The organism is Pseudomonas oligotrophica, assembly GCF_021726475.1.
Taxonomy (GTDB): Bacteria; Pseudomonadota; Gammaproteobacteria; order Pseudomonadales; family Pseudomonadaceae; genus Stutzerimonas; species Stutzerimonas oligotrophica.
This window is the reverse complement of record NZ_JAKJRU010000007.1, coordinates 149,240-171,381: the sequence shown is the minus strand read 5'-3', so window position 1 is coordinate 171,381 and position 22,142 is coordinate 149,240. Positions and strand designations below refer to the sequence as shown.

Sequence of the window (22,142 nt, the reverse complement as noted above, 5' to 3'; positions counted from 1 at the left end):
CGGCCATCGCCTGGCTGGCCGCGCTCACTTCCCGGCGATGGCCGCCTCCAGCGCCTCGTTCAGCGTGCGCAGCACCTTGATCCGGGCGAAGCGCTTGTCGTTGGCCTCCACCAGCGTCCAGGGCGCGATCTCGGTGCTGGTGCGGTCGACCATGTCGGCCACGGCACTGGCGTAGTCGTCCCAGCGCTCGCGGTTGCGCCAGTCTTCCTCGGTGATCTTGAAGCGCTTGAACGGCGTTTCCTCGCGCTCCTTGAAGCGCTTGAGCTGGGTGTCCTGGTCGATCGACAGCCAGAACTTCACCAGCACGATGCCCGCCTCGCTCATGTGCTCCTCGAAGTCGTTGATCTCGCTGTAGGCGCGCAACCACTCCTGCGGCGTACAGAAGCCTTCGACCCGCTCGACCAGCACGCGGCCGTACCAGGAGCGGTCGAAGATGGTGAACTTGCCGCGCTCGGGCACGTTGCGCCAGAAGCGCCACAGCCAGGGCTGTGCGCGCTCCTCCTCGCTCGGCGCGGCGATCTGCACGGTGCGGTAGAGCCGCGGGTCGAGCGCGCCGGTGACCCGGCGGATGGCGCTGCCCTTGCCCGCCGCGTCGTGCCCCTCGAACAGCGCCAGCACGCCGCGCTTGCGCAGGCGCCGGTCGCGCAAGAGTTGCGACAGCCGCGCCTGCTCGGCGATCAATTGCTGCTGGTAGCTGTCCTTGTCGAGCTTCTGGCTGAGGTCGAGGCTGTCGAGCAGGCTCAGGCGCTCGATGTCGGCCACCAGCGGCGCGGTGTGCGGCTGCGCCACCGCCTCGGCTCGCTCGGCGGCGTCGAGGGCTGCCTGCAGGCCCTGCAGGAGGATGCGGCCGACCGCCAGGCTGCGGTAACGCTCGTCGGCGCCCTCGATGATGTACCAGGGCGCGAAGTCGCGGCTGCTGCGGCGCAGGATGGTCTCGGCGTAGTGCACGAAGCGGTCGTAGGTCTTCGATTGCTGCCAGTCCAGCGGGCTGATGCGCCAGCTGTGCAGCGGATCGTCCTTGAGCGAGTCCAGGCGCGCCTTCATCTGCGCCTTGGACAGGTGCAGCCAGAACTTGAAGATCAGCACGCCCTCGTCGCAGAGCATGCGCTCGAGCCGCTGCGCCTTGGCGGTGAGCAGGGCCAGGCGCGCGCCCTTGATGCGCTTGTTGACCCGGTCCTCGAGCATCTTGCTGTACCAGTTGCCGAAGAAGATCCCGGTGGTGCCCTTGGGCGGCAGCCGCCGCCAGTAGCGCCAGGCGGCCGGCCGCGCCAGTTCCTCGTCGCTCGGCGTGTCGAAGCTCTCGACGCGGATCAGCCGCGGGTCCATCCATTCGCTCAGCAGCTTGATGGTCTCGCCCTTGCCGGCGCCCTCGATGCCGTTGATCAGGATCAGCACCGGGAAGCGTGCCTGGTTGCGCAAACGATACTGCGCCTGCAGCAGCGCCTCGCGCAGCGCCGGCACCTCGGCATCGTAGGTGGCCTTGTCGACGGCATGGCCGATTTCCGCGGATTCGAACATCGGTGTCTCCAGCAGGGGCGATGGGGGCAACCCTAGCAGGCCGCCCGGCAGCGGGCGAGCGGCGCACGGGCGTGCCGGCAGGGCATGACGCGGCGGGCCGGGCGCCGCCGGTTGGTCTTTTGAGGCACAATGCCGCGCATGAATTCCCCCGACCTGCCGCGCTGCTGCGCCCCGCTCGTAGATCACTGGCCGCTGCCACTCGCGCTGGACGGCGTGCGCCTGCTCAGCACGCGCTTCGACCCGCTGCTGTTCGAGCCCGAGGACTTCGCCCGCTGCCAGGTGCCGCCGGTGCGCGGCGTGGCCAAGCGGCAGAGCGAATTCCTCGCCGGCCGGCTGTGCGCACGCGAGGGCCTGCGCCGGCTGACCGGGCTGGCCCAGGTACCGGCAGTCGGCGCCGAGCGTGCGCCGGTCTGGCCGGTCGGGACGGTCGGCTCGATCACCCACGGTGGCGGCTGGGCCGCCGCGGTGGTCGGGCAGGACGCCCTCTGGCGCGGCCTGGGCCTGGACGTGGAGACGCTGATCCCCAGCGAGCGCGCCGACCGCCTGGCCGGCGAGATCCTCACGGCGAACGAGCACGCGATCTACGCGCAGCTCGACGCCCGGCAACGCAGCGAGCGCCTGACACAGGCCTTTTCGCTCAAGGAAAGCCTGTTCAAGGCGCTCTACCCGCTGGTGCGCACGCGCTTCTACTTCCAGGACGCCGAGCTTGTGGAAAGCGACCCGGGCCTTGCCCGCCTGCGCCTGTTGATCGACCTGCCGGGCTGGCCGCGCGGCAGCGAGCTGGCCGGCCAGTTCTGCGAATTCGACGGCTATCTGCTGAGCCTGGTCAGCGTGCCGGCCAGCGCTCAGGACTGATCGCGCGGCAACCGCTCGGCTCCGGCCACCCGCGGCCACACCAGGCTGAAACGCGCGCCGCCCAGCGGGCTGTCGCCCAGCTGCACGCGGCCACCGTGCCAGTAGAGAATGCGCCGCACGATGGACAGCCCCAGGCCATGCCCGCCGGAGGCGCGGGTGCGACTGTCGTCCAGGCGCAGGAAGGGCTCGAAGACGCGGTCGCGATCAGCCTCCGGCACGCCCGGGCCGTCGTCCTCCACCTGCAGGCAGGCGCGCTCGTCATCGATGGCGAAGCTGACCTGCACCCGCGCCTCGGCGTAGCGCATGGCGTTGCTTATCAGGTTGCTCAATGCCCGGCGCAGGTAATGCGGCTCCGCCTCGACCCGGCAGTTGCCGTCGGCTGCGAGCCGGCAGTCGCCGAGCAGCACGCTGACCTCCGGGCGCAGCGGCGCCAGCTCGCGGATCACCTGCTCGACCAGCGCCGCCAGGTCCACCGGCTGCATGTGCAGCAGCGGCGCGCCCTGCTCCAGCCGCGAATAGACCAGCATCTCGTCGACCAGGCGGTCGAGGTCGTCGATATCGCGATCCATACCCTCGAGGTACTTGCCGCGCGCGCCGGCATCCTGCGCCTGCTCGGCCATCTCCAGGCCGAAGCGCAGCCGCGCCACCGGGGTGCGCAGTTCGTGGGCCACGCCGCTGGTCATCTCGCGCTGCACCGCCAGCAGGCGTTGCAGGTGGCGGGCCATGCCGTTGAAGGTCGCCGCCAGGCGGCCCACCGCGTCGTGGCCGGCGTCCGGCACGCGCGCGGCCAGGTCGCCCGCTGCGATGTGCTCCGCCGCGCGCTCCAGCGCGCTCAGGCGGAACTCCAGGCGACGCACCAGCAGGTAGACGGTGACGCCGATCAGCGTCAGGCCGAGCAGGCCGATGGCCAGCAGCAGGTGCGCCGGGTAGGGATTCATCGCGTGCAGCGGGCCCATGTGCAGGATCCAGCGGGTGCCGCTGACCGCCGCGAACACGTGGATGGCATCGCCGCCGCGGTCGAGGGCGATCACCGTGTCGCCCTCCTCCAGCCTTCGGCGCTGGTCGTCGTCGAGGTTGGCGCTGTCGCGGGTGACCAGCGACAGGTCATAGCCGAAGCCATGACGGCTGCCGAGATTGGCCAGTTGCCGCGGCTGGTCCGGCTCGGGGTGGCGGATCAGCTCGTCGATCAGCAGGTAGGCCGCGGCCCGGGCCAGCTGCTCGCTGACCTGCTCCACCTCGCCGGCGAGTACCAGCCGCGCGGGCTCGCTGACCAGGCTGAACACCGTGACGCGGTTGGGCCGGGTCTGCTCGACCAGCACCTGCCCACGCAGCAGGCGCGCCTCCAGGCTGCGCTCCAGGCTGACGTCGTCGAGGGTGCGCACGCGCAGCGGAATCCCCAGCAGGCGCCCCCAGAGATTCGCCGCCTGGCGCCGCTCGATAGGCGTCATGCTGCTCATGTTGTGCGCCATCAGGCGGAAGGTGCCGGCGGCCAGCCGTTCGCGGTACTGGTCGGCGCGCTGCTGGTTGAGCAGCTGCAGGCCGCCGGCGCCGAGCAACGCCACCAGCACCAGCACGGCGAGCATGCCGCCGTAGATGCGCAGGAAGATGGCGTTCATCGGCTGGCTAGGCCATCGCCGCGGCAGCTTCGGCGACAAACAGGTAGCCCTTGCCGCGCACGGTCTTGATCAGCCGCGGGTGCTCGGGGTCGTCGCCGATCTTCGGGCGGATGCGCGAGATGCGCACGTCGATGGAGCGGTCCTGGCCGTCGTACTCGATGCCGCGCAGCTCGGCGAATATCTCCTCGCGCGAGAGGATGCGCCCGGCATTGGCGGTGAGCAGCCAGAGCAGGTCGAACTCGGCGGCGGTCAGCTCGATCTGCCGCTCGCGCAGCCAGGCCTCGCGCAGCGCACTGTCGATCACCAGCGGCCCGAACACCAGCCGCCTGGACGGCCCCTGGGCTTGCTCGACGCCTTCGCGCCGGCGCAACAGGGCGCGAATGCGCGCCAGCAGCAGGCGCGGGCGGACCGGTTTGCAGACGTAGTCGTCGGCGCCGGTTTCCAGGCCGAGCACCTGGTCCAGTTCGTCGGCGCGGGCGGTGAGCATGAGGATGGGGCCATCGTAGCGTTCGCGCGCACGGCGGCAGATGGACATGCCGTCCTCGCCCGGCAGCATCAGGTCGAGCACCACCAGGTCGGGCTGCTCGGCGACGATGCGCTCGACCGCCCGGGCGCCGTCGGCCTCGACCCCGACCTCGAACCCACCCTGTGCCAGGAGGTATTCACGGGTCAGCTCGGCCAGCCGCTGGTCGTCCTCGACGATCAGGATCCGCCACGCTTGTTGCTCCATCGCCTGCCCCTCACCGTCTTGAACGCGTCGCGCATTGTACTCAACCGAAGACGGCGCAGCAGGGGCCGAAAATCGCTTGCAATAAACACAACATATAGTGTTTGGCCTTTTGCCCGCCCCGCCCCGTCCAGGGGTGGAAAAACACCCGGCATTTCGTCGCCCGAACGCCGATACCAGCGCGCATCCGGGCTATCGGCGATGGCCTGCCAGTCACCCACAAAACACCCACACCTTATCCACAGCTTGTTCAACAACACCCGGCTTGCATCGACAACCGACCCCGATTATTGTGGCGCCCCGCGCGGCCAGGCCCCATATGTTGGGCTCGCCGAGCGGAGGCAAGATCCCTTGCAGGCGCACCTTCGAAGGTCGCCCTGCCCCCTGGAAACGGCATCGTCGTGGTGCAGTCCGGGCTCGCCGGCACCACCCGCCAGAACAGTCGTCATCGACGACGCAGTACAAACAGGGCTGGTGTCAGGCACCCACGCAGAACACAAGATATTGTGTTGACAGCCAGGTTGGCCTGGCTATTCTTCCCCGAACTTTCACCGTCGGCCGCAGGGGCCGCGCGGGGGCTTTTTCGTTACACCCATGCCCGGCTGGCCGGGGCATGGTTCATGCAATGCGAGCAGGCACGCCAGGCGTGCCAACCGAAAACGAATACCGACGTTCCAGACAAAGCCGGAGACCCCATGCAGAACTCATCCACTCGCGAGAACCCGCTGTCGGCCGACGCGTCCGATCTGACCGCCACCGCCCCGGGCCAGCTGCGCGTGATCAAGCGCAACGGTACCGTCGTGCCCTATACCGACGACAAGATCACCGTCGCCATCACCAAGGCCTTTCTCGCCGTGGAAGGCAGCTCCGCCTCCGCCTCCTCGCGCATCCATGACACCGTCGCGCGCCTGACCGAGCAGGTCACCGCCACCTTCCGACGCCGCATGCCGTCGGGCGGCACCATCCACATCGAGGAAATCCAGGACCAGGTCGAACTGGCCCTGATGCGCGCCGGCGAGCAGAAGGTCGCCCGCGACTACGTGATCTACCGCGAAGCCCGCGCCCAGGAGCGCAAGAACGCCAGCGCCGCCGGCGAGATCGCCCAGCCGCACCCGAGCATCCGCGTCACCCGCGCCGATGGCAGCCAGCAGCCGCTGGACATGGGCCGCCTGCAGACCATCATCACGGAGGCCTGCGAAGGCCTGGCCGAAGTCGATGGCGCGCTGATCGAGCGCGAGACCCTGAAGAACCTCTACGACGGCGTGGCCGAGAAGGACGTCAACACCGCACTGGTGATGACCGCCCGCACCCTGGTCGAGCGTGAGCCGAACTACAGCCAGGTCACCGCGCGCCTCTTGATGGACACCCTGCGTGCCGAAGCCCTGGGCTTCCTCGGCGTAGCCGACAGCGCCACCCATCACGAGATGGCCGACCTGTACGCCAAGGCCCTGCCGGCCTACATCGAGAAAGGCGTCGAGTTCGAGCTGCTCGATTCCAAGCTGAAGAGCTACGACCTGGCCAAGCTGGGCGCTGCGCTCAACCACGAGCGCGATCAGCAGTTCACCTACCTCGGCCTGCAGACCCTGTACGACCGCTACTTCATCCACAAGAACGACATTCGCTTCGAACTGCCGCAGATCTTCTTCATGCGCGTGGCCATGGGCCTGGCCATCGAGGAAGAGCAGAAAGAAGCGCGCGCCATCGAGTTCTACAACCTGCTGTCGTCCTTCGACTACATGGCCTCGACGCCGACCCTGTTCAACGCCGGCACCCTGCGTCCGCAGCTGTCCTCCTGCTACCTGACCACCGTGCCGGACGACCTGGGCGGCATCTACGACGCCATCCGCGATAACGCACTGCTGTCCAAATTCGCCGGCGGCCTGGGCAACGACTGGACCCCGGTACGCGCGCTGGGCGCCTATATCAAGGGCACCAACGGCAAGAGCCAGGGCGTCGTGCCGTTCCTGAAAGTGGTCAACGACACCGCCGTGGCGGTCAACCAGGGCGGCAAGCGCAAGGGCGCAGTCTGCGCCTACCTGGAAACCTGGCACCTGGACATCGAGGAATTCCTCGAGCTGCGCAAGAACACCGGTGACGACCGTCGCCGTACCCACGACATGAACACCGCCAACTGGATTCCAGACCTGTTCATGAAGCGCGTCTTCGACGACGGCCAGTGGACCCTGTTCTCCCCCTCCGACGTACCGGACCTGCACGACCTCACCGGCCGCGCCTTCGAGGAGCGTTACGAGTACTACGAGGAGCTGACCAAGTACGGCAAGATCAAGCTGTTCAAGACCCTGCCGGCCAAGGACCTGTGGCGCAAGATGCTCTCGATGCTGTTCGAGACCGGCCACCCGTGGCTGACCTTCAAGGACCCGTGCAACCTGCGCAGCCCGCAGCAGCACGTCGGCGTGGTGCACAGCTCGAACCTGTGCACCGAGATCACCCTGAATACCAACAAGGACGAGATCGCCGTCTGCAACCTGGGCTCGATCAACCTGGTCAACCACATCGTCGACGGCAAGCTGGATTCGGCCAAGCTGGAGCGCACCGTGCGCACCGCTGTGCGCATGCTCGATAACGTCATCGACATCAACTACTACAGCGTGCCGCAGGCGCAGAACGCCAACTTCAAGCACCGCCCGGTGGGCCTGGGCATCATGGGCTTCCAGGACGCCCTGTACCTGCAGCACATCGCCTACGGTTCCGATGCCGCCATCGACTTCGCCGACAAGTCCATGGAAGCCATCAGCTACTACGCCATCCAGGCCTCCTGTGACCTGGCCGACGAGCGTGGCGCCTACTCCAGCTTCGAAGGCTCGTTGTGGTCCCAGGGCATCCTGCCGCTGGATTCCCAGCAGATCCTCATCGAGGCCCGTGGCCAGAAGTACATCGACGTCGACCTGACCGAGTCGCTGGACTGGGCGCCGATCCGCGAGCGCGTGAAGAAAGGCATCCGCAACTCCAACATCATGGCCATCGCGCCGACCGCAACCATCTCCAACATCGTTGGCGTGTCGCAGTCCATCGAGCCGACGTATCAGAACCTGTACGTCAAATCGAACCTGTCCGGCGAGTTCACCGTGATCAACCCGTACCTGGTCCACGACCTCAAGGCCCGCGGCCTGTGGGACCCGGTCATGGTCAACGACCTCAAGTACTACGACGGCTCCGTACAGCAGATCGAACGCATCCCGCAGGACCTCAAGGACCTGTACGCCACCGCCTTCGAAGTGGAAACCCGCTGGATCGTCGATGCCGCCAGCCGCCGCCAGAAGTGGATCGACCAGGCCCAGTCGCTGAACCTCTACATCGCCGGCGCCTCGGGCAAGAAGCTCGACGTGACCTACCGCATGGCCTGGTACCGTGGCCTGAAGACCACCTACTACCTCCGTGCCCTGGCCGCGACCAGCACCGAGAAGTCCACCATCAACACCGGCAAGCTGAACGCCGTGTCCAGTGGTGGCAGCGAGGCGGCTAACTCCGCCAGCGCCGCGCCGGCTGCAGAGCCGAAGCCGGCTCCGGTGCCGCTGGCGTGCAGTATCGATAACCCCGACTGCGAAGCCTGTCAGTAATAAAGGAGGCGGACGCATCTGGGCGGCGATCGCTGCGTTGCCTGCCGAGCCGGACCCCATCACGTACAGCTGTACGCTCAGGGGTTCCGACTCGACAGGCGCCTTGCGCTCACTCGCCCAGCTCCGCCCTTGCCGAGTGGGCTAGCTGATTCCGCCCCGTGGGAGCGGTCTCGACCGCGAACAGCTGCACCTCGACATCACCCATTCCGCGCTTTTGCGTGCACAACCAAAAGCCACCCATACACCCGACCGGCCAAGCCCCGGTCCCCAATCAGGAGCAATCGCACATGCTGAGCTGGGACGAATTCGACGAAGAAGAAACCACCACCGCCGCGCCGGCCACCGCTGCCGCGCAGCCGGCAAGCCAGGCCACCGCCAAGCTGGACAACGAAGCCGCCGGCTCCGTGGAAGAAGCCCGCGCCGTTGCCGCTGACGACTCCGACGCCATCGCCCGCGCCAAGCGCGCGCTGGACGAACTGGACGTGCGCGAAGGCCTCAACGAACTGGAAGGCGAAGCCGCCCGCGTGCGCGTCGACGAGAAGCGCATGATCAACGCCCGCGCCGACCTCAACCAGCTCGTCCCCTTCAAGTACGACTGGGCCTGGCAGAAGTATCTGGATGGTTGCGCCAACCACTGGATGCCGCAGGAAGTGAACATGAACGCCGACATTGCCCTGTGGAAGAGCAAGGACGGCCTCAGCGAAGACGAGCGCCGCATCGTCAAGCGCAACCTCGGCTTCTTCTCCACCGCCGACAGCCTGGTCGCCAACAACCTCGTGCTGGCCACCTACCGCCTGATCACCAACCCCGAGTGCCGCCAGTACATCCTGCGCCAGGCCTTCGAAGAGGCGATCCACACCCACGCCTACCAGTACTGCATCGAATCGCTGGGCATGGATGAAGGCGAGATCTTCAACATGTACCACGAGATCCCGAGCGTCGCGAAAAAGGCCAGCTGGGGCCTCAAGTACACCCGTTCCATCTCCGACCCGACCTTCCAGACCGGCACCCCGGAGACCGACAAGCAGTTCCTGAAGAACCTCATCGCCTACTACTGCGTACTCGAAGGCATCTTCTTCTACTGCGGCTTCACCCAGATCCTCTCCATGGGCCGCCGCAACAAGATGACCGGCACCGCCGAGCAGTTCCAGTACATCCTGCGTGACGAATCCATGCACCTGAACTTCGGCATCGACATGATCAACCAGATCAAGATCGAGAACCCGCACCTGTGGGACGCCGAGATGAAGGACGAAGCGACCCAGATGATCCTCCAGGGCACCCAGCTGGAAATCGAATACGCCCGCGACACCATGCCCCGTGGCGTACTCGGCATGAACGCCGCGATGATGGAGGACTACCTCAAGTTCATCGCCAACCGTCGTCTGACGCAGATCGGGTTGAAGGAAGAGTATCCAGGCACGACTAATCCGTTCCCGTGGATGAGCGAGATCATGGACCTGAAGAAGGAGAAGAACTTCTTCGAGACGCGGGTGATTGAGTATCAGACTGGTGGGGCGTTGAGCTGGGATTGATGGCTCACTGACATCAGAGTAGATTGGCCCTACACCTGCCATGGATGTTGGGGTTTAAGCTAAATAAAAAAGCCCCGCCTAGTGCGGGGCTTTTTATTTAAGGAAAAACATGAGCACCACTACCGAGCAAATTTTGATTGACCAAATTTTGGACAGTGAATTTGATGAGCAAAGCGAATTCACACAGAAAAATGATTTCTTTGAGTTCTTCTGTTCGAATCTAATTACAAAAGACAAAGAAATAAGCTACGAAGATGTAATAGAAGGAATCACCGACAACTCTCTCGACGGCGGAGTAGATGCCCTCTATCTTTTCGTTAACGGCGAACTAATAAAAGAAGACTTTACCGACTATTCTAGATTCAAAAAAGACATAAAAATCGAAGTAAACATAATCCAATCAAAGAACGAAAGAAGCTTTGGAGAGGATGCTGTCCACAAGTTAAGATCAACCTCCCTCAATCTCCTAAGACTAGATGCAGACCTAGAAAACCTAGCCAAAAAATACAACAGCAAAATTCTTGAGAAATCAAGGAAATTTATCGAATGTTATAGAGCACTAATTGCAAAATCCCCCAGCCTAACCATTAATTTCTTTTATACCACCAAGGCAAGCCATATCCACCCCAACACCGAACTTGAAGCAAAATCCCTGACATCAGACATCAAACAACTTCACCGCGCAGCCAATGTAAGCTTTACATTTCAAGGTGCAGATGAACTATTAGAACTCCATAGAAAAAAACCTAGAAAAGATCATATTCTAAAGCTAGCAGAAAACCCCATGTCCTCAACAGGCAAGGCTTTTGCAGCCTTGGTAAACCTAAAAGACTATTACAATTTTATTTCCGACGATAATGGAAATCTCAACAAAGGGCTCTTCGAAGCAAACGTTCGCGACTACCAAGGCAATACCGATGTAAACTCTGGAATATCCGAATCACTGAGCAACCATGATTCAATAGATTTTTGGTGGCTCAACAATGGTATAACCATACTTGCAACAGACGTCACCATCGCCAGCGGAAAAGAACTTGTACTTATCAACCCAGAGATTGTCAACGGTCTACAGACATCCAATGAAATCTATAACTTCTACTCACAAGAAGATAATCAAGCAAAAGCCGAAAACCGAAACGCACTAATAAAAATTGTTGTAGCGGATATTGACACAGTACGAGATAATATAATTAAAGCTGCAAACAGCCAAAATTTTATTGCCAAAGCAGTTCTCCGAGCGACAGATCCCATTCACAGGAATATCGAAGAATACCTGAAGAAATTTGGCATCTATTACGACCGACGGAAGAACTACTACAAAAATATAGGAAAAAAACCAGCTGAAATTATCAGCCTTCCGTATATGGCTCAGATTCTTATCTCAACCATCTCCGGCCGCCCTGACACCGCACGAGCCCGCCCTTCAACGCTATTAGAGGACGACAAGGAAGCCTCATACAAGCAAATCTTCAACCCCGAATTCAATGTAGAAATCTACAAGAACGCTGTATTTCTAGCAAAGCACATAGACGAGCAACTTAAGGCCAGATCCTTCTCAGCACAAGAAAGGAACAACTTAAAGTTTTACGTCATGCAAGACTACACCGTGCGAACCCTGCAAACAAACAGCATATCCGCGTCAAAATTTGCAAAGCTTAACACCGACACCTTTAATGAAGACCAGCTCGAAAACAGTATTAACTTAGTCGTATCCTTATATAAATACCATGGTGGAAATGACAAAGCTGCCAAAGGCAGACAACTAATCGATGCCATTAAGGCGGAACAATCTAAATATTTTATTGCCCAACCAGAAGCAAGCGAATAGTCCGGATAACCGCTGACGGTAGATGAAAAAAGCGAGTAATCTGGAAGTGACGCGTGGAAAAGGCTTCGCCGTTTTCCACCCTACGTCTGGCAACATCGATGCGTCGGCGGTGTAAGTGGGTGAGATGTCGTAGGGTGGATAACGCTTTGCTTATCCACCGATACGGACCTCCCGCCAACACAACGCTCAAGGATGAGCCGCCATGTCCCGCTACCGCCGCGCCCAAGTGCCGGGCGCCACGTATTTCTTCACGGTCAATCTGCTCAACCGTCGCAGCGACCTGCTGGTCCGCCATGTCGACCTGCTCCGCGAGACGGTGCGAGCCACACGCTTACGCCATCCCTTCCTTATCGACGCCTGGGTCGTTCTGCCCGACCACATGCATTGCGTCTGGACGCTCCCGGATGGCGACGCCGATTTCGCCCTGGGGACAAATCGGGGACAGACCCCGATTAAATCTTGTTGATCCAGGTTTTCCGAGCGTAACAACCGCCACACTTTCCTAAAAAAGGGGACAGATTTATTTTCGAGTATCCCTACCCGCCCATTTTCCGCCGGGCATTTACACGGCCTATCCCTATAGCGCCGTGTTGAAAGAGACACCAGTGATGCAGGCGGGCCGCAATATGAAATCTAGTAGCCCCGGCGGTGCCCAAGCCCAAGTTCGTGAACAAGGGCCGGTTAGCCAAGGTTGTCAAACAGATAGACTGCGCCCGGACTCAACATACCAAGGAAGGTTTCATGGGGACGGATACCCTCAAAGACGCGGCCTACCCGCTCGATCAGGGCTGGGATCTGGACACTGGCTGGAAGCCTGACAACACTGGCGGCCGCGATTCAAGTTGGCTGCCTGATCATGGCTGGGGCCGCCAGGCCGAGCTGCCAAAGACCAAGCCCGGTAATGGCGGCGCCTCCTTTGCCGCCTGGGAGCAGAAGGCGGAAACCACTCCAGCGCTTTCGGACTGGCCCCCACCCGATATGCTCAAGCTTCCCGAGGCCCTGCCGCCCGGCTTCTACAGGGTGCCGCGCAGCATGTCCGGTGAGCAGGTGCTTGCCAGGCTGTTCGCCGACGCGCCTCACAAACATCTGGTCAATCGCATCAAGGCACTAAATCCAACCTTTGCGAAAGGCTTCAAAGCCGGGGAAATGCTCGTCCTTGGCAACCTGATCAATCCAGCTGCCTGCTCACGCGAAGAAGCTGAGCTGATGGCGGCCGCCGCCGAGGTGCGAGCGGCTCTGGAACCATTGAGCGAGAGCGAAGCCAATTTCATGGCTGATCATCAAGCCGAAATCGCTTTGATGGTCGGCGGCGCAAGCGGGTCGCTGGGGCTTGGCACCGACGTGCTCGGGAACGGCTTGAAGCAAATCGAGAACACGCTGCGCGATATCGAATACCTCCATCAACGCGAGTTCGCAGCGCATGGTCATCTACGCAGCCAGCAATTCTTCACGTCCCGCCAACAACTGTACCGCCAGCTCGACAACCAGTTGAAGGCGACCTTTCTCGGCAAGCAACTGGGACTGGGCAACTACCCAACCCTGCGCCAGGATCTTGGTATTTCCACCCGTAGCCTGGTGCACCATTGGAGCAAAGGCGGCGCGCCAGGCCAGATACCCGGATACGCGACCCACATGAATGAAATTGCCAAGGCGGCCAAGTACCTCAAGAACGGCAGCTATATAGGTATTGCCCTAGGCGGTACGGCCTCTGTCTTGAAAGTACAAGAAGTTTGTCAGGCAGGCGAAACCCAGGCGTGTCAGAGGATTCGATTTACCGAGACTGGTAATTTTGCTGGGGCGCTGGGTGGCGGCTCTGTCGGCGTCTGGATTGGAAGCGCCGCCGCGCCGGCCATCTGCGCAGCAATCGGCATGGGTTCCGCAGGTATCGGCGGGGTGATTTGTGGCTTGGTTGTGGTTGGCGGCACTTCGGCTGCTGGTGGATCAATTGGTGGTGATGGTGGGGAGTGGATGGGAGAGTTTCTGTATGAGCAAACTAAACCATGACTGACTTTTGGAATTCGTGGTGGGCATTCGCTTTTATGCTGACACCCTTCGTTATTGGCTTATCTGGCGTGGCGATTGGTGTCTACATCGCCTGTAGTCGCCACTTCAACATCATGCTCTCAGCTCTTCCAAACAGTGCGTGGGCTAAGCAGCAGCACATTTTGGGAACAAGGAACTTAACTTCCCGTTTCTATCTGGTCGGGTCACTAAGCGGAGCCTTACTTCTTTCGGATTTCAATATTCGGAAAGGGGTGCTTGATGCCGATGACGTTAGCAACTTCCCCCCTCCGCTGCGCCGCCTTATGACTCTATCGACCAAGTTGGCATGTATCGGCATGGCATGGCTGTGTCTGGCGGTTAGCCTGCTAAAGCTCACTGGAAATTGATGGCGCGGCCAGCCATCCGGGCAATAACTAAAAGGACCCGCCCGCCCACACAGGAAAAAAGGGGGGCAGATTCATTTACTGCTGCTGGCCCGGCCGTTCCGCGCCCCCGCCACGCTTTCCTTGGTCCCACCGACAGGTTTCGCTTCACGGCGAGTCACTTTCTCTTGTCTGACCAAGAGAAAGTAACCAAAGAGAAGGCCACCCCGGCATCCGGATCTGGCCTCCGGCCAGACTTCCCTCGCTCCGGCGCTGCTCCGAGGGCCGACAAGGATCTCTGCCAACTCAACCTGCAAGAGATCGAGGACAACATGGCTACGAACAAGGCCACCCTGGGCGACCCTGCCCGCGATGAAATCCAGGATCTGGTCAAGAAGGCCCGCGACGCCCAGCGAGGTAGCCTGGAAGTGGCACGTGGAAAAGGCTTCGCCGTTTTCCACCCTACGCCCCGGCAACGTCGATGCGTCGGCGGTGTGGGCGGTGTGGGCGGTTGAGATGTCGTAGGGTGGATAACGCTTTGCTTATCCACCGATACGGACCTCCCGCCAACACAACGCTCAAGGATGAGCCGCCATGTCCCGCTACCGCCGCGCCCAAGTGCCGGGCGCCACGTATTTCTTCACGGTCAATCTGCTCAACCGTCGCAGCGACCTGCTGGTCCGCCATGTCGACCTGCTCCGCGAGACGGTGCGAGCCACACGCTTACGCCATCCCTTCCTTATCGACGCCTGGGTCGTTCTGCCCGACCACATGCATTGCGTCTGGACGCTCCCGGATGGCGACGCCGATTTCGCCCTGCGCTGGAAAGTCATCAAGTTCGCTTTCGCCCGACACTTGCCTAAGACCGAAGTACTGACGGCAACTCAGCGCTCCCGCGGCGAACGCGGGATCTGGCAACGACGCTATTGGGAGCATTTGATCCAGGACGAACGGGATTACCGGCATCACGTCGACTATGTGCATCGAAATCCGTTAAAGCACGGTTTGGTGGAGCGAGTCGCCGACTGGCCCTACTCCAGTTTTCATCTGGCGGTCGGAGCTGGGATCTACCCAGTTGATTGGTGCGGTGATGATGCGGTGGGATTCGCAGGGGATGCGGGCTGACGCGTGGAAAAGGCTTCGCCGTTTTCCACCCTACGCTGCGGCGAATTAGCCAGTCAGCTCACACAACCCACCCGGCACCTTCATCACCCACTCCCTAACCGCCCGAACCGTCGGGTCATCCCGACGGCTCTCCGGATATACGAGATGAAACGGCTTGCCCTCCATCTCCGGCCCGAACGGCTGCACCAGCCGCCCTTCCCTCAGTTCGTCCTCGATCAGCTGGCGACTCATCAATGCCACACCCTGCGCGCCGATGGCGGCGGAGATGGCGTGGGTCTCGTCGGAGAAGACCAGCCCGGCGCTGACGTCCAGCCCCGGCACGTTGGCGAGCTTCTGCCACGCCGCCCAATGGATTGGGGCCGAGGCGGCGCGCTGGGCCTGGAAGTGAATCAACGGGTGTTTGGGCAGCTCAGCTACATCCCGCAAGCCGAGGTGCGGGCTGCAGACCGGGACGAAGGTGTTGTCGAACAGCTTCTCCGCCACCAGCCCGGGCCAGCGGCCATCGCCGTAGCGGATCGCGATGTCCGCCGTGACACCGTCCAGCGCCACCGGCTCGTGGGAAGTGTGGAAACGCAGGTCGATATCCGGATGGGAATCGCGTAGCAGGCAGACCCAGGGCACCAGCCAGCGCACCGCGATGGCCGGTGTGGTGCTGAGGGTGATCGCCTGGCGGCAGGGCTTCGCGCTGAGGCGTTCGACCGTGGCGCTGATGCCGTCGAACGCGGTTTCCAACGTCTGTTGCAGCTCTCGGCCCTGGTCGGTCAGCTCCAGCTTGCGCGGTTTGCGCAGAAACAGTGCGACGCCGAGCGACTCCTCCAGCGAGCGAATCTGGTGGCTGATCGCGGTGGCGGTGACGGACAGTTCCTCCGCGGCCTGCTTGGCACTCTCGTGCCGGGCGGCGGCTTCGAAGGCGCGCAAGGCGGAAAGCGAGGGTAACCAACGGTGCGCCATGGCTGAGTTTGCCTCACCTGTATCTGGAAGAAATCGTCGTTTGTCGCCTGTAGATCCTAACCCTAGGCTGACTCTGCCGCGAATGACAGATGAATTCTTTTACAGAGGAGATTCGCCATGACGCACCTTCTGCACCTCGATGCCAGCGCCCGCCCCGGCCTCGCCGGCAAGGACGAGCACGGCTCCCATAGCCGCAACCTCAGCCAGCGCTTCGTCAGCCAATGGCTGGCCCGTCGCCCGCAGGATGGCGTGACCTACCGGGACATCGGCCAGAACCCGCCCTCTTTCGTCAGCCATGACTGGATCGCCTCGGCCTTTACCCCGGAAGAGCGCCGGGAGCCATGGATGAAGGACGCGCTGGCCGAAAGCGACAGGCTGGTCGACGAACTGTTGGCCGCCGATGTGCTGGTCATCGGCACGCCGCTCTACAACTTCGGCATGCCGGCGGCGCTCAAGGCCTGGATCGATCAGGTGGTGCGCCTGAACCGCACGGTCGGGCTGGACGAGAGCAACCCGCTCGATCCCTACGTGCCCATGCTGGCGGAGCGGGAGCGGCACGCGGTCATCCTTACCGCCCGTGGCGGCATCGGTTTCAACCCGGGCGAGGCGATGGCGCACATGAACCACCTGGAGCCGAACCTGGCGACCGCGCTGGGCTTCATCGGCATCACCCGCATCCACCAGATCGCCATCGAGGGCCAGGAGGTCGGTGGCGAGCTGCTGGCCAGCTCGGTGGCCGAGGCGCTGCGTCAGGTCGATGCGCTGGTCAGCAGACTCCAGGCAACCGTCGAGGCACCCTTGTCTGACGCTCACCGGCAGGCAGAGTGCGCTGCGGTGTAGCGGGCCATGCGTGGAAAGCACTTCGTTTTCCACGCTACGCTCTTTGGTCGACACGGGTGGAGACAGCGGAGCACGCATGGCGACCGACAAAAGCTTCATGCAATACGTGGCCGAACAGATCGACCTCGGCGGCAGGCTGAGTTACCGGAAGATGTTCGGCGAGTACGCCGTCTACCTGGATGAAAAGGTCGTCGCGCTGGCCTGCGACAACAGCCTGTTCATCAAGCCCACCCCGGCGGCCGCAGCGCTTGCTCCGCAGTTGCCGCAGCGGCCACCCTACCCTGGCGCAAAGCTGTATCCGGTGGCCGACGAGCTCCTGGACGATGCCGACGCGCTGCGCCGCCTGGTGATCGAGACGGCGCGGCACTTGCCGTTCCCCGCGCCGCGCAAGCCGAGAAAATCGAAGCCGGGCCCGGAGCCGATCTGAGCGGATCGTTGGTCGCCGAGCCAGGGCTGTTCATGACGACCGCGCGCCAGTCCGCCAGCCACCCCTCACCCAGCGCACACCGCCCGCTACAATGCGCTCCCTGCCGCGCTCCGGAGCCGCCATGTTCACCCTCGCCCATCTCGTCACCCCGCCGCCGGAAAGCCTGAAAAGCCAGCTGCTGCAGATGGTGGTGGATTACTTCAGCGACATCAGCGCAGTCTCGCTACAGCCCGACAACCCGCTGTACCCGCTCTATCAGTACGTCGTGGGCCTGGAGGTGCATCGCTATCTGGAGCGCATGGAGGGCACGCAGTCGGGCCAGCCGGAGCTGGTCCTGGCGCTGGATGCCGACGACCCGGCCCTCCTGCTCGGCTTCGCGCTCTACCTGCCCTCGGTGGATGACCCCGAGGCGTGCGCGCTGATCTACCTGGCGGTGCAGGCTGCCCATCGGCGGCACGGCATCGGCCGGGCCATGGTCGGCGAAATGCTGAAACGCTATGCCCACGCGGAAGTGGCCTGCGTCGCCGGCAAGGTGCCGTATTTCCAGGCGCTGGGCTTTCATCCGCTGGCGGTGCGCGGGCCGCAGGTGGTGCTCAATACGCAGAGCCAGGCGTCCGGCGGCCTATTCGCGGTGCAGGATCTGCAGCCGATCTTCCAGACCCTGGAGGTGCGGCAGATTCACAATTACCTGCTGCAGCAACACGGCACCAAGGCCATGCGCGATGCCGAAAGAAAGCGCGACCGGTTGCTCGATCAGCTGGCGCGAGAAGCCGGCCACCTGCTCGCCACGTCGGCGTCGACGGGGCGCCTGCACTGATTCGCGCCGGGCACGGCTAACGCTTCACGCAGGCGAAGATGGCGTTACCGGACGTGCCGTCCCAGGGCAGGAGCTTCTGATAGTCGTGCTCAAGCACCTCTACGTCGAAGTACGGCTCCAGCAGTTCGCGCAACTCGCCGAAGCTCACCGCCACCATCGCGTGCTCATCCTGCCAGACCTGGCTGGCCCCGCCCGCCGTCCGCTCGATGCGCAACCGCAGCGATTGCCGCTCGCCATGGCCGCTGTAGTACCAGCCCGAACTGAAGCCGAGCAGACCATCGGCATGGCAGGCGCTGTGGGACACGAACGAGGCGTTGTCGATCCGCTGCTTGTCCACCGCGTTGAAGCAGAACAGCCCCTGCTCGGCCAGGGCGGCATGCACGCGGGCGATGCAGGCCTCGAGCCGCTCGAGCCCGGCGCTGTAGTGGATGGAGTAGAGAAAGCAGGTGATCAGGTCGACCGGCCGCTGCACGCTGAAGCTGCACATGTCCTGCAACGAAAACTGCGCCTCGGGGCAGCGCAGGCTCGCCCGATCCAGCATTGGCTGGTTGATGTCCAGGCCGGCGCTGTCGTAGCCGGCATCGATGAAATGCCGCACATGCGGGCCGGTTCCGCAGGCGAGGTCCAGGTGCCGCCTGCCGCCGTTGCCGAACAGCTGTTGCAGCCGATGGATGCAGTGGCTTTGCGCGCCGTAATCGATATCGGCGCACATGAGGTCGTAGTAACCCGACAAGTCGGTGTAGATGGCGGTGCCGGGCATGATGTCTGTCTGGGCTGGGCCTGGAGGGCGCGCATCATAGCCGGGCGAAGGGGAAAACGCCTGCGGATTCCGCGCAACGGCGGCACCCCGCAGGGCGCCGCCGTTTGCCTCACGCCGAGAGCTTCTGGCTGAAGATGTCGGCCGGCTTGCCGATGTCCAGCCGGTCGGCGTTCATCACCTTGTCCCACGCCCTGACGAAGTCATGGACGAACTTCTCGTTGCCGTCGGCCATGCCGTACACCTCGGCCTGGGCGCGCAGCTCCGATTGCGAGCCGAAGATGAGGTCCACGCGGGTCGCCGTCCAGGTGGGCTGGCGGGTCTTGCGGTCCAGGCCCTGGAAGCGGTTCTTGTGCTCGGTGGCCACCCACTCGTTCTTCATGTCCAAGAGGTTGACGAAGAAGTCGTTGGACAGCACGCCGACCTGCTGGGTGAACACGCCGTCCTGGCTGCCGCCTGCGTTGGTGCCCAGCACGCGCATGCCGCCGACCAGCACGGTCATCTCCGGTGCGCTCAGGCGCAGCAGGTGCGCCTTGTCCACCAGCGCTTCCTCGGGCGCCATGAAGTGCGACTCGTGGTAGTAGTTGCGAAAGCCGTCGGCCACCGGGCGCAGCGCCTCGAAGGATTGTGCGTCGGTCCATTCCTCCAGCGCATCCATCCGCCCTGGGGTGAACGGTACGGCGACATTCACGCCGCCATCCTGCGCGGCCTTCTCCACCGCGGCGCAGCCGGCGAGCACGATCAGGTCGGCCATGGACACCTGTTTGCCGCCGCTGGCCGAGGCGTTGAACGCGCCCTGCACCTCGCCGAGCTTCTGCAGCACCTGCGCCAGCAGCGGCGGGTTGTTGATTTCCCAGTCCTTCTGCGGAGCGAAGCGAATGCGCGCGCCATTGGCTCCGCCGCGCTTGTCCGAGCCGCGGTAGGTGGAGGCCGAGGCCCAGGCCACCGACACCAGGTCGGACACGGAAAAGCCCAGGCCGAGGATCCGCTGCTTGAGCGATGCGATGTCGGCGTCGTCGATCAGCGGGTGGTCGCGCTCGGGAATCGGGTCCTGCCAGATCAGCTGCTCCTTCGGCACCAGCGGGCCGAGATAGCGGCCGATGGGACCCATGTCGCGGTGGGTCAGCTTGAACCAGGCGCGGGCGAAGGCGTCGGCGAATTCGTCCGGGTTCTCCAGGAAGTGCCGGGAGATCTTCTCGTAGGTCGGGTCGAAGCGCAGCGACAGGTCGGTGGTCAGCATGGTCGGCTTGCGCTTCTTGTTCGGGTCGAAGGGGTCCGGAATGATCTCCGGGGCGTCCTTGGCGACCCACTGGTGCGCACCGGCCGGGCTCTTGGTCAGCTCCCATTCGAAGTTGAACAGGTTCTCGAAGAAGTAGTTGGACCATTTGACCGGGGTCTGGCTCCAGATCACTTCCAGGCCCGAGGTGATGGCGTCGGCGCCGATGCCGCTCTTGTAGCGGCTGCGCCAGCCCAGGCCCTGGTCCTCGATCACTGCGCCTTCCGGTTCCGGCCCCATCAGCGAGGGGTCACCGGCGCCGTGGGTCTTGCCGAAGGTGTGGCCGCCGGCGATCAGCGCCACGGTCTCGTAGTCGTTCATGGCCATGCGGGCGAAGGTCTCGCGGATGTCGATGGCCGCGGCCTTCGGGTCCGGGTTGCCGTTGGGGCCTTCCGGATTCACATAGATCAGGCCCATCTGCACCGCACCCAGGCCCGGGTGCAGCTGGCGCTCGCCGCTGTAGCGCTCGTCACCCAGCCAGGTGCCCTCAGGCCCCCAGAACAGCTCTTCCGGCTCCCAGGTGTCGGCACGCCCACCGCCGAAGCCGAAGGTCTTGAAGCCCATGGACTCCAGCGCGACGTTGCCGGTGAGCACGAACAGGTCGGCCCAGGACAGCTTGCGCCCGTATTTCTGCTTGATCGGCCAGAGCAGGCGCCGCGCCTTGTCCAGCGAGGCGTTGTCCGGCCAGCTGTTGAGCGGCGCGAAGCGCTGCTGACCGCCGCCGGCGCCGCCGCGGCCGTCGGTGATGCGGTAGGTGCCGGCGCTGTGCCAGGCCATGCGCACGAACAACCCGCCGTAGTGGCCGAAGTCGGCCGGCCACCAGTCCTGCGAATCGGTCATCACCTTGTGCAGGTCGGCGATCACCGCATCGAGATCCAGCGAATTGAATTCGGCGGCATAGTCGAAATCGCCGCCATAGGGATTCGAGCGCGGCGAGTGTTGGTTGAGTGAGGTGAGGCTCAGCGCCTCGGGCCACCAGTCCCGATTGGTGATGCGCTTGCGCGGTGCCCCGGCGCCCTGCCCGAACGGGCAACCGCCACCAGCATGGTCTCCAGACTCGGCATTCATCTTTTGTTCCTCAATGGGTCGTCGATGGTGCACAGGCACCGCTGAGGAAACCCTAGCATCGGCACACGCGGCGCGAATGGCGCGGCGGCCGCTCCCGGCACCTTGCCGGCAGCTCGTCCAGGCCGCGAAAGCCCCGGAATACGCCGGCTACAGCGCTTTCAAGCCGCCTCGGCCATGGCGCAGGCGAGACCATGAAATCTGCCTATCGCAGCGATAGGCATTTTTTTCGCGCCGGCGCGTTCGCCTGGGCGCCGAACCACGGAGGGCGATCATGTGGTCGGTCCGGCCGGCTCGTCTGCCACCTCTGCCTCAACCAGTTTTCCCAGCAGGATCAACGACTCCTGCCAGCCGAGGTAGCAGGCCTCGGCCGGAATGGCATCAGGGATGCCCTGCTGGACGATGGTCAGCTCGGTCCCGCAGGACACCGGGGCGAGCTCGATGGTCACCAGCATCTCGCCCGGAAGGTTCGGATCGTCGAAGCGATCGACGTAGCGGATGCGTCGATGCTCGGCCAGCTCCAGGTACTCGCCGCCGAAGACGTGGGTGGTGCCGGTGGAGAAGTTGGTGAACGACATGCGGTAGCTGCCGCCAACCCGTGGATCGCTCGCGTGGACCTTGCCGGTAAAGCCGTTCGGTGGCAGCCATTTGCACATGGCATCCGGCTCGACGAAGGCACGATAGATACGCTCGGCCGGCGCGCGCAGGACGCGGTGCAGGCGGATGGTGCTGGGCATGGCCATTCCCTCGTATGGAAGTCGACTCTGCGCTGTCGGCCGCCACCTATCCTGTCCGGCGGCTAACAGCCCCTATGAGCCTAGAAGCGATTGCGCGCGAGGCGGTGACGCTGGTCGGGTGGTG

18 protein-coding genes and 1 pseudogene are annotated in these 22,142 nt (G+C 63.2%); 12 read left to right on the top strand and 7 right to left on the bottom strand.

Translation table 11 applies throughout. The annotated features are described in order from the left end of the window. Positions 1-24: 24 nt before the first annotated feature. Positions 25-1,518 carry a polyphosphate:AMP phosphotransferase gene (gene pap, locus L3N39_RS15855; protein WP_237258426.1) on the bottom strand — a complete coding sequence of 498 codons (1,494 nt, stop codon included), beginning with the start codon at positions 1,516-1,518 and terminating at the stop codon, positions 25-27. Between the two features lie 129 nt (positions 1,519-1,647). On the opposite strand from pap, the gene L3N39_RS15850 reads away from it, so the two are divergent. Beyond that, entirely contained in the window at positions 1,648-2,373 is a 726-nt protein-coding gene (locus tag L3N39_RS15850; protein ID WP_431978036.1) for a 4'-phosphopantetheinyl transferase family protein, read from the top strand. On the opposite strand, the gene L3N39_RS15845 is transcribed toward L3N39_RS15850, so the two are convergent. Continuing rightward, positions 2,364-3,989 carry an ATP-binding protein gene (locus L3N39_RS15845; protein WP_237258424.1) on the bottom strand — a complete coding sequence of 542 codons (1,626 nt, stop codon included), beginning with the start codon at positions 3,987-3,989 and terminating at the stop codon, positions 2,364-2,366. The genes L3N39_RS15850 and L3N39_RS15845 overlap by 10 nt on opposite strands. A gap of 7 nt (positions 3,990-3,996) precedes the next feature. Next, entirely contained in the window at positions 3,997-4,719 is a 723-nt protein-coding gene (locus L3N39_RS15840; RefSeq protein WP_237258423.1) for a winged helix-turn-helix domain-containing protein, read from the bottom strand. 692 nt (positions 4,720-5,411) lie between these two features. On the opposite strand from L3N39_RS15840, the gene L3N39_RS15835 reads away from it, so the two are divergent. From L3N39_RS15835 to L3N39_RS15800, 8 genes and pseudogenes are all read left to right on the top strand, one after another. Beyond that, complete coding sequence (locus L3N39_RS15835; protein ID WP_237258422.1) at positions 5,412-8,294, top strand: ribonucleoside-diphosphate reductase subunit alpha; 2,883 nt, start codon at positions 5,412-5,414, stop codon at positions 8,292-8,294. 287 nt (positions 8,295-8,581) lie between these two features. Next, positions 8,582-9,829 (top strand): ribonucleotide-diphosphate reductase subunit beta, encoded by a 1,248-nt coding sequence (locus L3N39_RS15830; protein WP_041104672.1) that lies wholly within the window; start codon positions 8,582-8,584, stop codon positions 9,827-9,829. Between the two features lie 109 nt (positions 9,830-9,938). Then, positions 9,939-11,657 (top strand): AIPR family protein, encoded by a 1,719-nt coding sequence (locus L3N39_RS15825; protein WP_237258421.1) that lies wholly within the window; start codon positions 9,939-9,941, stop codon positions 11,655-11,657. Positions 11,658-11,859: 202 nt separating this feature from the next. Then, positions 11,860-12,084 (top strand): annotated as a pseudogene (locus tag L3N39_RS15820) (REP-associated tyrosine transposase); the annotation flags it as partial. 221 nt (positions 12,085-12,305) lie between these two features. After that, positions 12,306-13,661: a hypothetical protein gene (locus L3N39_RS15815; RefSeq protein ID WP_237258420.1), complete on the top strand. Its 1,356-nt coding sequence runs from the start codon at positions 12,306-12,308 to the stop codon at positions 13,659-13,661. Continuing rightward, entirely contained in the window at positions 13,658-14,047 is a 390-nt protein-coding gene (locus L3N39_RS15810) for a hypothetical protein (RefSeq protein WP_165563302.1), read from the top strand. The genes L3N39_RS15815 and L3N39_RS15810 overlap by 4 nt, the downstream gene beginning before the upstream one ends. Before the next feature lie 308 nt (positions 14,048-14,355). After that, positions 14,356-14,538 (top strand): hypothetical protein, encoded by a 183-nt coding sequence (locus L3N39_RS15805; RefSeq protein ID WP_237258419.1) that lies wholly within the window; start codon positions 14,356-14,358, stop codon positions 14,536-14,538. A gap of 79 nt (positions 14,539-14,617) precedes the next feature. Beyond that, the gene (locus tag L3N39_RS15800) at positions 14,618-15,148 is read left to right on the top strand and encodes an REP-associated tyrosine transposase (protein WP_237258418.1); all 531 of its coding nucleotides are present in this window, start codon (positions 14,618-14,620) and stop codon (positions 15,146-15,148) included. 45 nt (positions 15,149-15,193) lie between these two features. Here the strand turns inward: L3N39_RS15800 and L3N39_RS15795 are convergent, their stop codons facing one another. After that, complete coding sequence (locus tag L3N39_RS15795; protein ID WP_237258417.1) at positions 15,194-16,099, bottom strand: LysR substrate-binding domain-containing protein; 906 nt, start codon at positions 16,097-16,099, stop codon at positions 15,194-15,196. 117 nt (positions 16,100-16,216) lie between these two features. On the opposite strand from L3N39_RS15795, the gene L3N39_RS15790 reads away from it, so the two are divergent. The 3 genes from L3N39_RS15790 to L3N39_RS15780 all read left to right on the top strand — a co-directional run bounded on the left by L3N39_RS15790 (position 16,217) and on the right by L3N39_RS15780 (position 18,183). Further along, positions 16,217-16,939: an FMN-dependent NADH-azoreductase gene (locus L3N39_RS15790; protein ID WP_237258416.1), complete on the top strand. Its 723-nt coding sequence runs from the start codon at positions 16,217-16,219 to the stop codon at positions 16,937-16,939. A 76-nt stretch (positions 16,940-17,015) separates the two neighbouring features. Continuing rightward, positions 17,016-17,366, top strand: coding sequence for a TfoX/Sxy family protein (locus tag L3N39_RS15785; protein WP_237258415.1), 351 nt, complete (start codon positions 17,016-17,018; stop codon positions 17,364-17,366). A 121-nt stretch (positions 17,367-17,487) separates the two neighbouring features. Continuing rightward, positions 17,488-18,183 carry a GNAT family N-acetyltransferase gene (locus tag L3N39_RS15780; RefSeq protein ID WP_237258414.1) on the top strand — a complete coding sequence of 232 codons (696 nt, stop codon included), beginning with the start codon at positions 17,488-17,490 and terminating at the stop codon, positions 18,181-18,183. A gap of 16 nt (positions 18,184-18,199) precedes the next feature. On the opposite strand, the gene L3N39_RS15775 is transcribed toward L3N39_RS15780, so the two are convergent. The 3 genes from L3N39_RS15775 to L3N39_RS15765 form a co-directional block, all read right to left on the bottom strand. Continuing rightward, complete coding sequence (locus L3N39_RS15775) at positions 18,200-18,943, bottom strand: class I SAM-dependent DNA methyltransferase (protein ID WP_237258413.1); 744 nt, start codon at positions 18,941-18,943, stop codon at positions 18,200-18,202. A 109-nt stretch (positions 18,944-19,052) separates the two neighbouring features. After that, on the bottom strand, positions 19,053-21,284 hold the full coding sequence (gene katG, locus L3N39_RS15770; protein ID WP_237258412.1) for a catalase/peroxidase HPI: 2,232 nt from the start codon (positions 21,282-21,284) through the stop codon (positions 19,053-19,055). Positions 21,285-21,553: 269 nt separating this feature from the next. After that, positions 21,554-22,018 (bottom strand): SRPBCC family protein, encoded by a 465-nt coding sequence (locus L3N39_RS15765; RefSeq protein ID WP_237258411.1) that lies wholly within the window; start codon positions 22,016-22,018, stop codon positions 21,554-21,556. Positions 22,019-22,142: the final 124 nt, after the last annotated feature.

Bases quoted from the DNA above. Each gene is read 5' to 3' on its own strand.
- pap (WP_237258426.1), bottom strand. From the start codon at position 1,518: ATGTTCGAATCCGCGGAAATCGGCCATGCCGTCGACAAGGCCACCTAC.
- L3N39_RS15850 (WP_431978036.1), top strand. From the start codon at position 1,648: ATGCCGCGCATGAATTCCCCCGACCTGCCGCGCTGCTGCGCCCCGCTC.
- L3N39_RS15845 (WP_237258424.1), bottom strand. From the start codon at position 3,989: ATGAACGCCATCTTCCTGCGCATCTACGGCGGCATGCTCGCCGTGCTG.
- L3N39_RS15840 (WP_237258423.1), bottom strand. From the start codon at position 4,719: ATGGAGCAACAAGCGTGGCGGATCCTGATCGTCGAGGACGACCAGCGG.
- L3N39_RS15835 (WP_237258422.1), top strand. From the start codon at position 5,412: ATGCAGAACTCATCCACTCGCGAGAACCCGCTGTCGGCCGACGCGTCC.
- L3N39_RS15830 (WP_041104672.1), top strand. From the start codon at position 8,582: ATGCTGAGCTGGGACGAATTCGACGAAGAAGAAACCACCACCGCCGCG.
- L3N39_RS15825 (WP_237258421.1), top strand. From the start codon at position 9,939: ATGAGCACCACTACCGAGCAAATTTTGATTGACCAAATTTTGGACAGT.
- L3N39_RS15810 (WP_165563302.1), top strand. From the start codon at position 13,658: ATGACTGACTTTTGGAATTCGTGGTGGGCATTCGCTTTTATGCTGACA.
- L3N39_RS15805 (WP_237258419.1), top strand. From the start codon at position 14,356: ATGGCTACGAACAAGGCCACCCTGGGCGACCCTGCCCGCGATGAAATC.
- L3N39_RS15800 (WP_237258418.1), top strand. From the start codon at position 14,618: ATGTCCCGCTACCGCCGCGCCCAAGTGCCGGGCGCCACGTATTTCTTC.
- L3N39_RS15795 (WP_237258417.1), bottom strand. From the start codon at position 16,099: ATGGCGCACCGTTGGTTACCCTCGCTTTCCGCCTTGCGCGCCTTCGAA.
- L3N39_RS15790 (WP_237258416.1), top strand. From the start codon at position 16,217: ATGACGCACCTTCTGCACCTCGATGCCAGCGCCCGCCCCGGCCTCGCC.
- L3N39_RS15785 (WP_237258415.1), top strand. From the start codon at position 17,016: ATGGCGACCGACAAAAGCTTCATGCAATACGTGGCCGAACAGATCGAC.
- L3N39_RS15780 (WP_237258414.1), top strand. From the start codon at position 17,488: ATGTTCACCCTCGCCCATCTCGTCACCCCGCCGCCGGAAAGCCTGAAA.
- L3N39_RS15775 (WP_237258413.1), bottom strand. From the start codon at position 18,943: ATGCCCGGCACCGCCATCTACACCGACTTGTCGGGTTACTACGACCTC.
- katG (WP_237258412.1), bottom strand. From the start codon at position 21,284: ATGAATGCCGAGTCTGGAGACCATGCTGGTGGCGGTTGCCCGTTCGGG.
- L3N39_RS15765 (WP_237258411.1), bottom strand. From the start codon at position 22,018: ATGCCCAGCACCATCCGCCTGCACCGCGTCCTGCGCGCGCCGGCCGAG.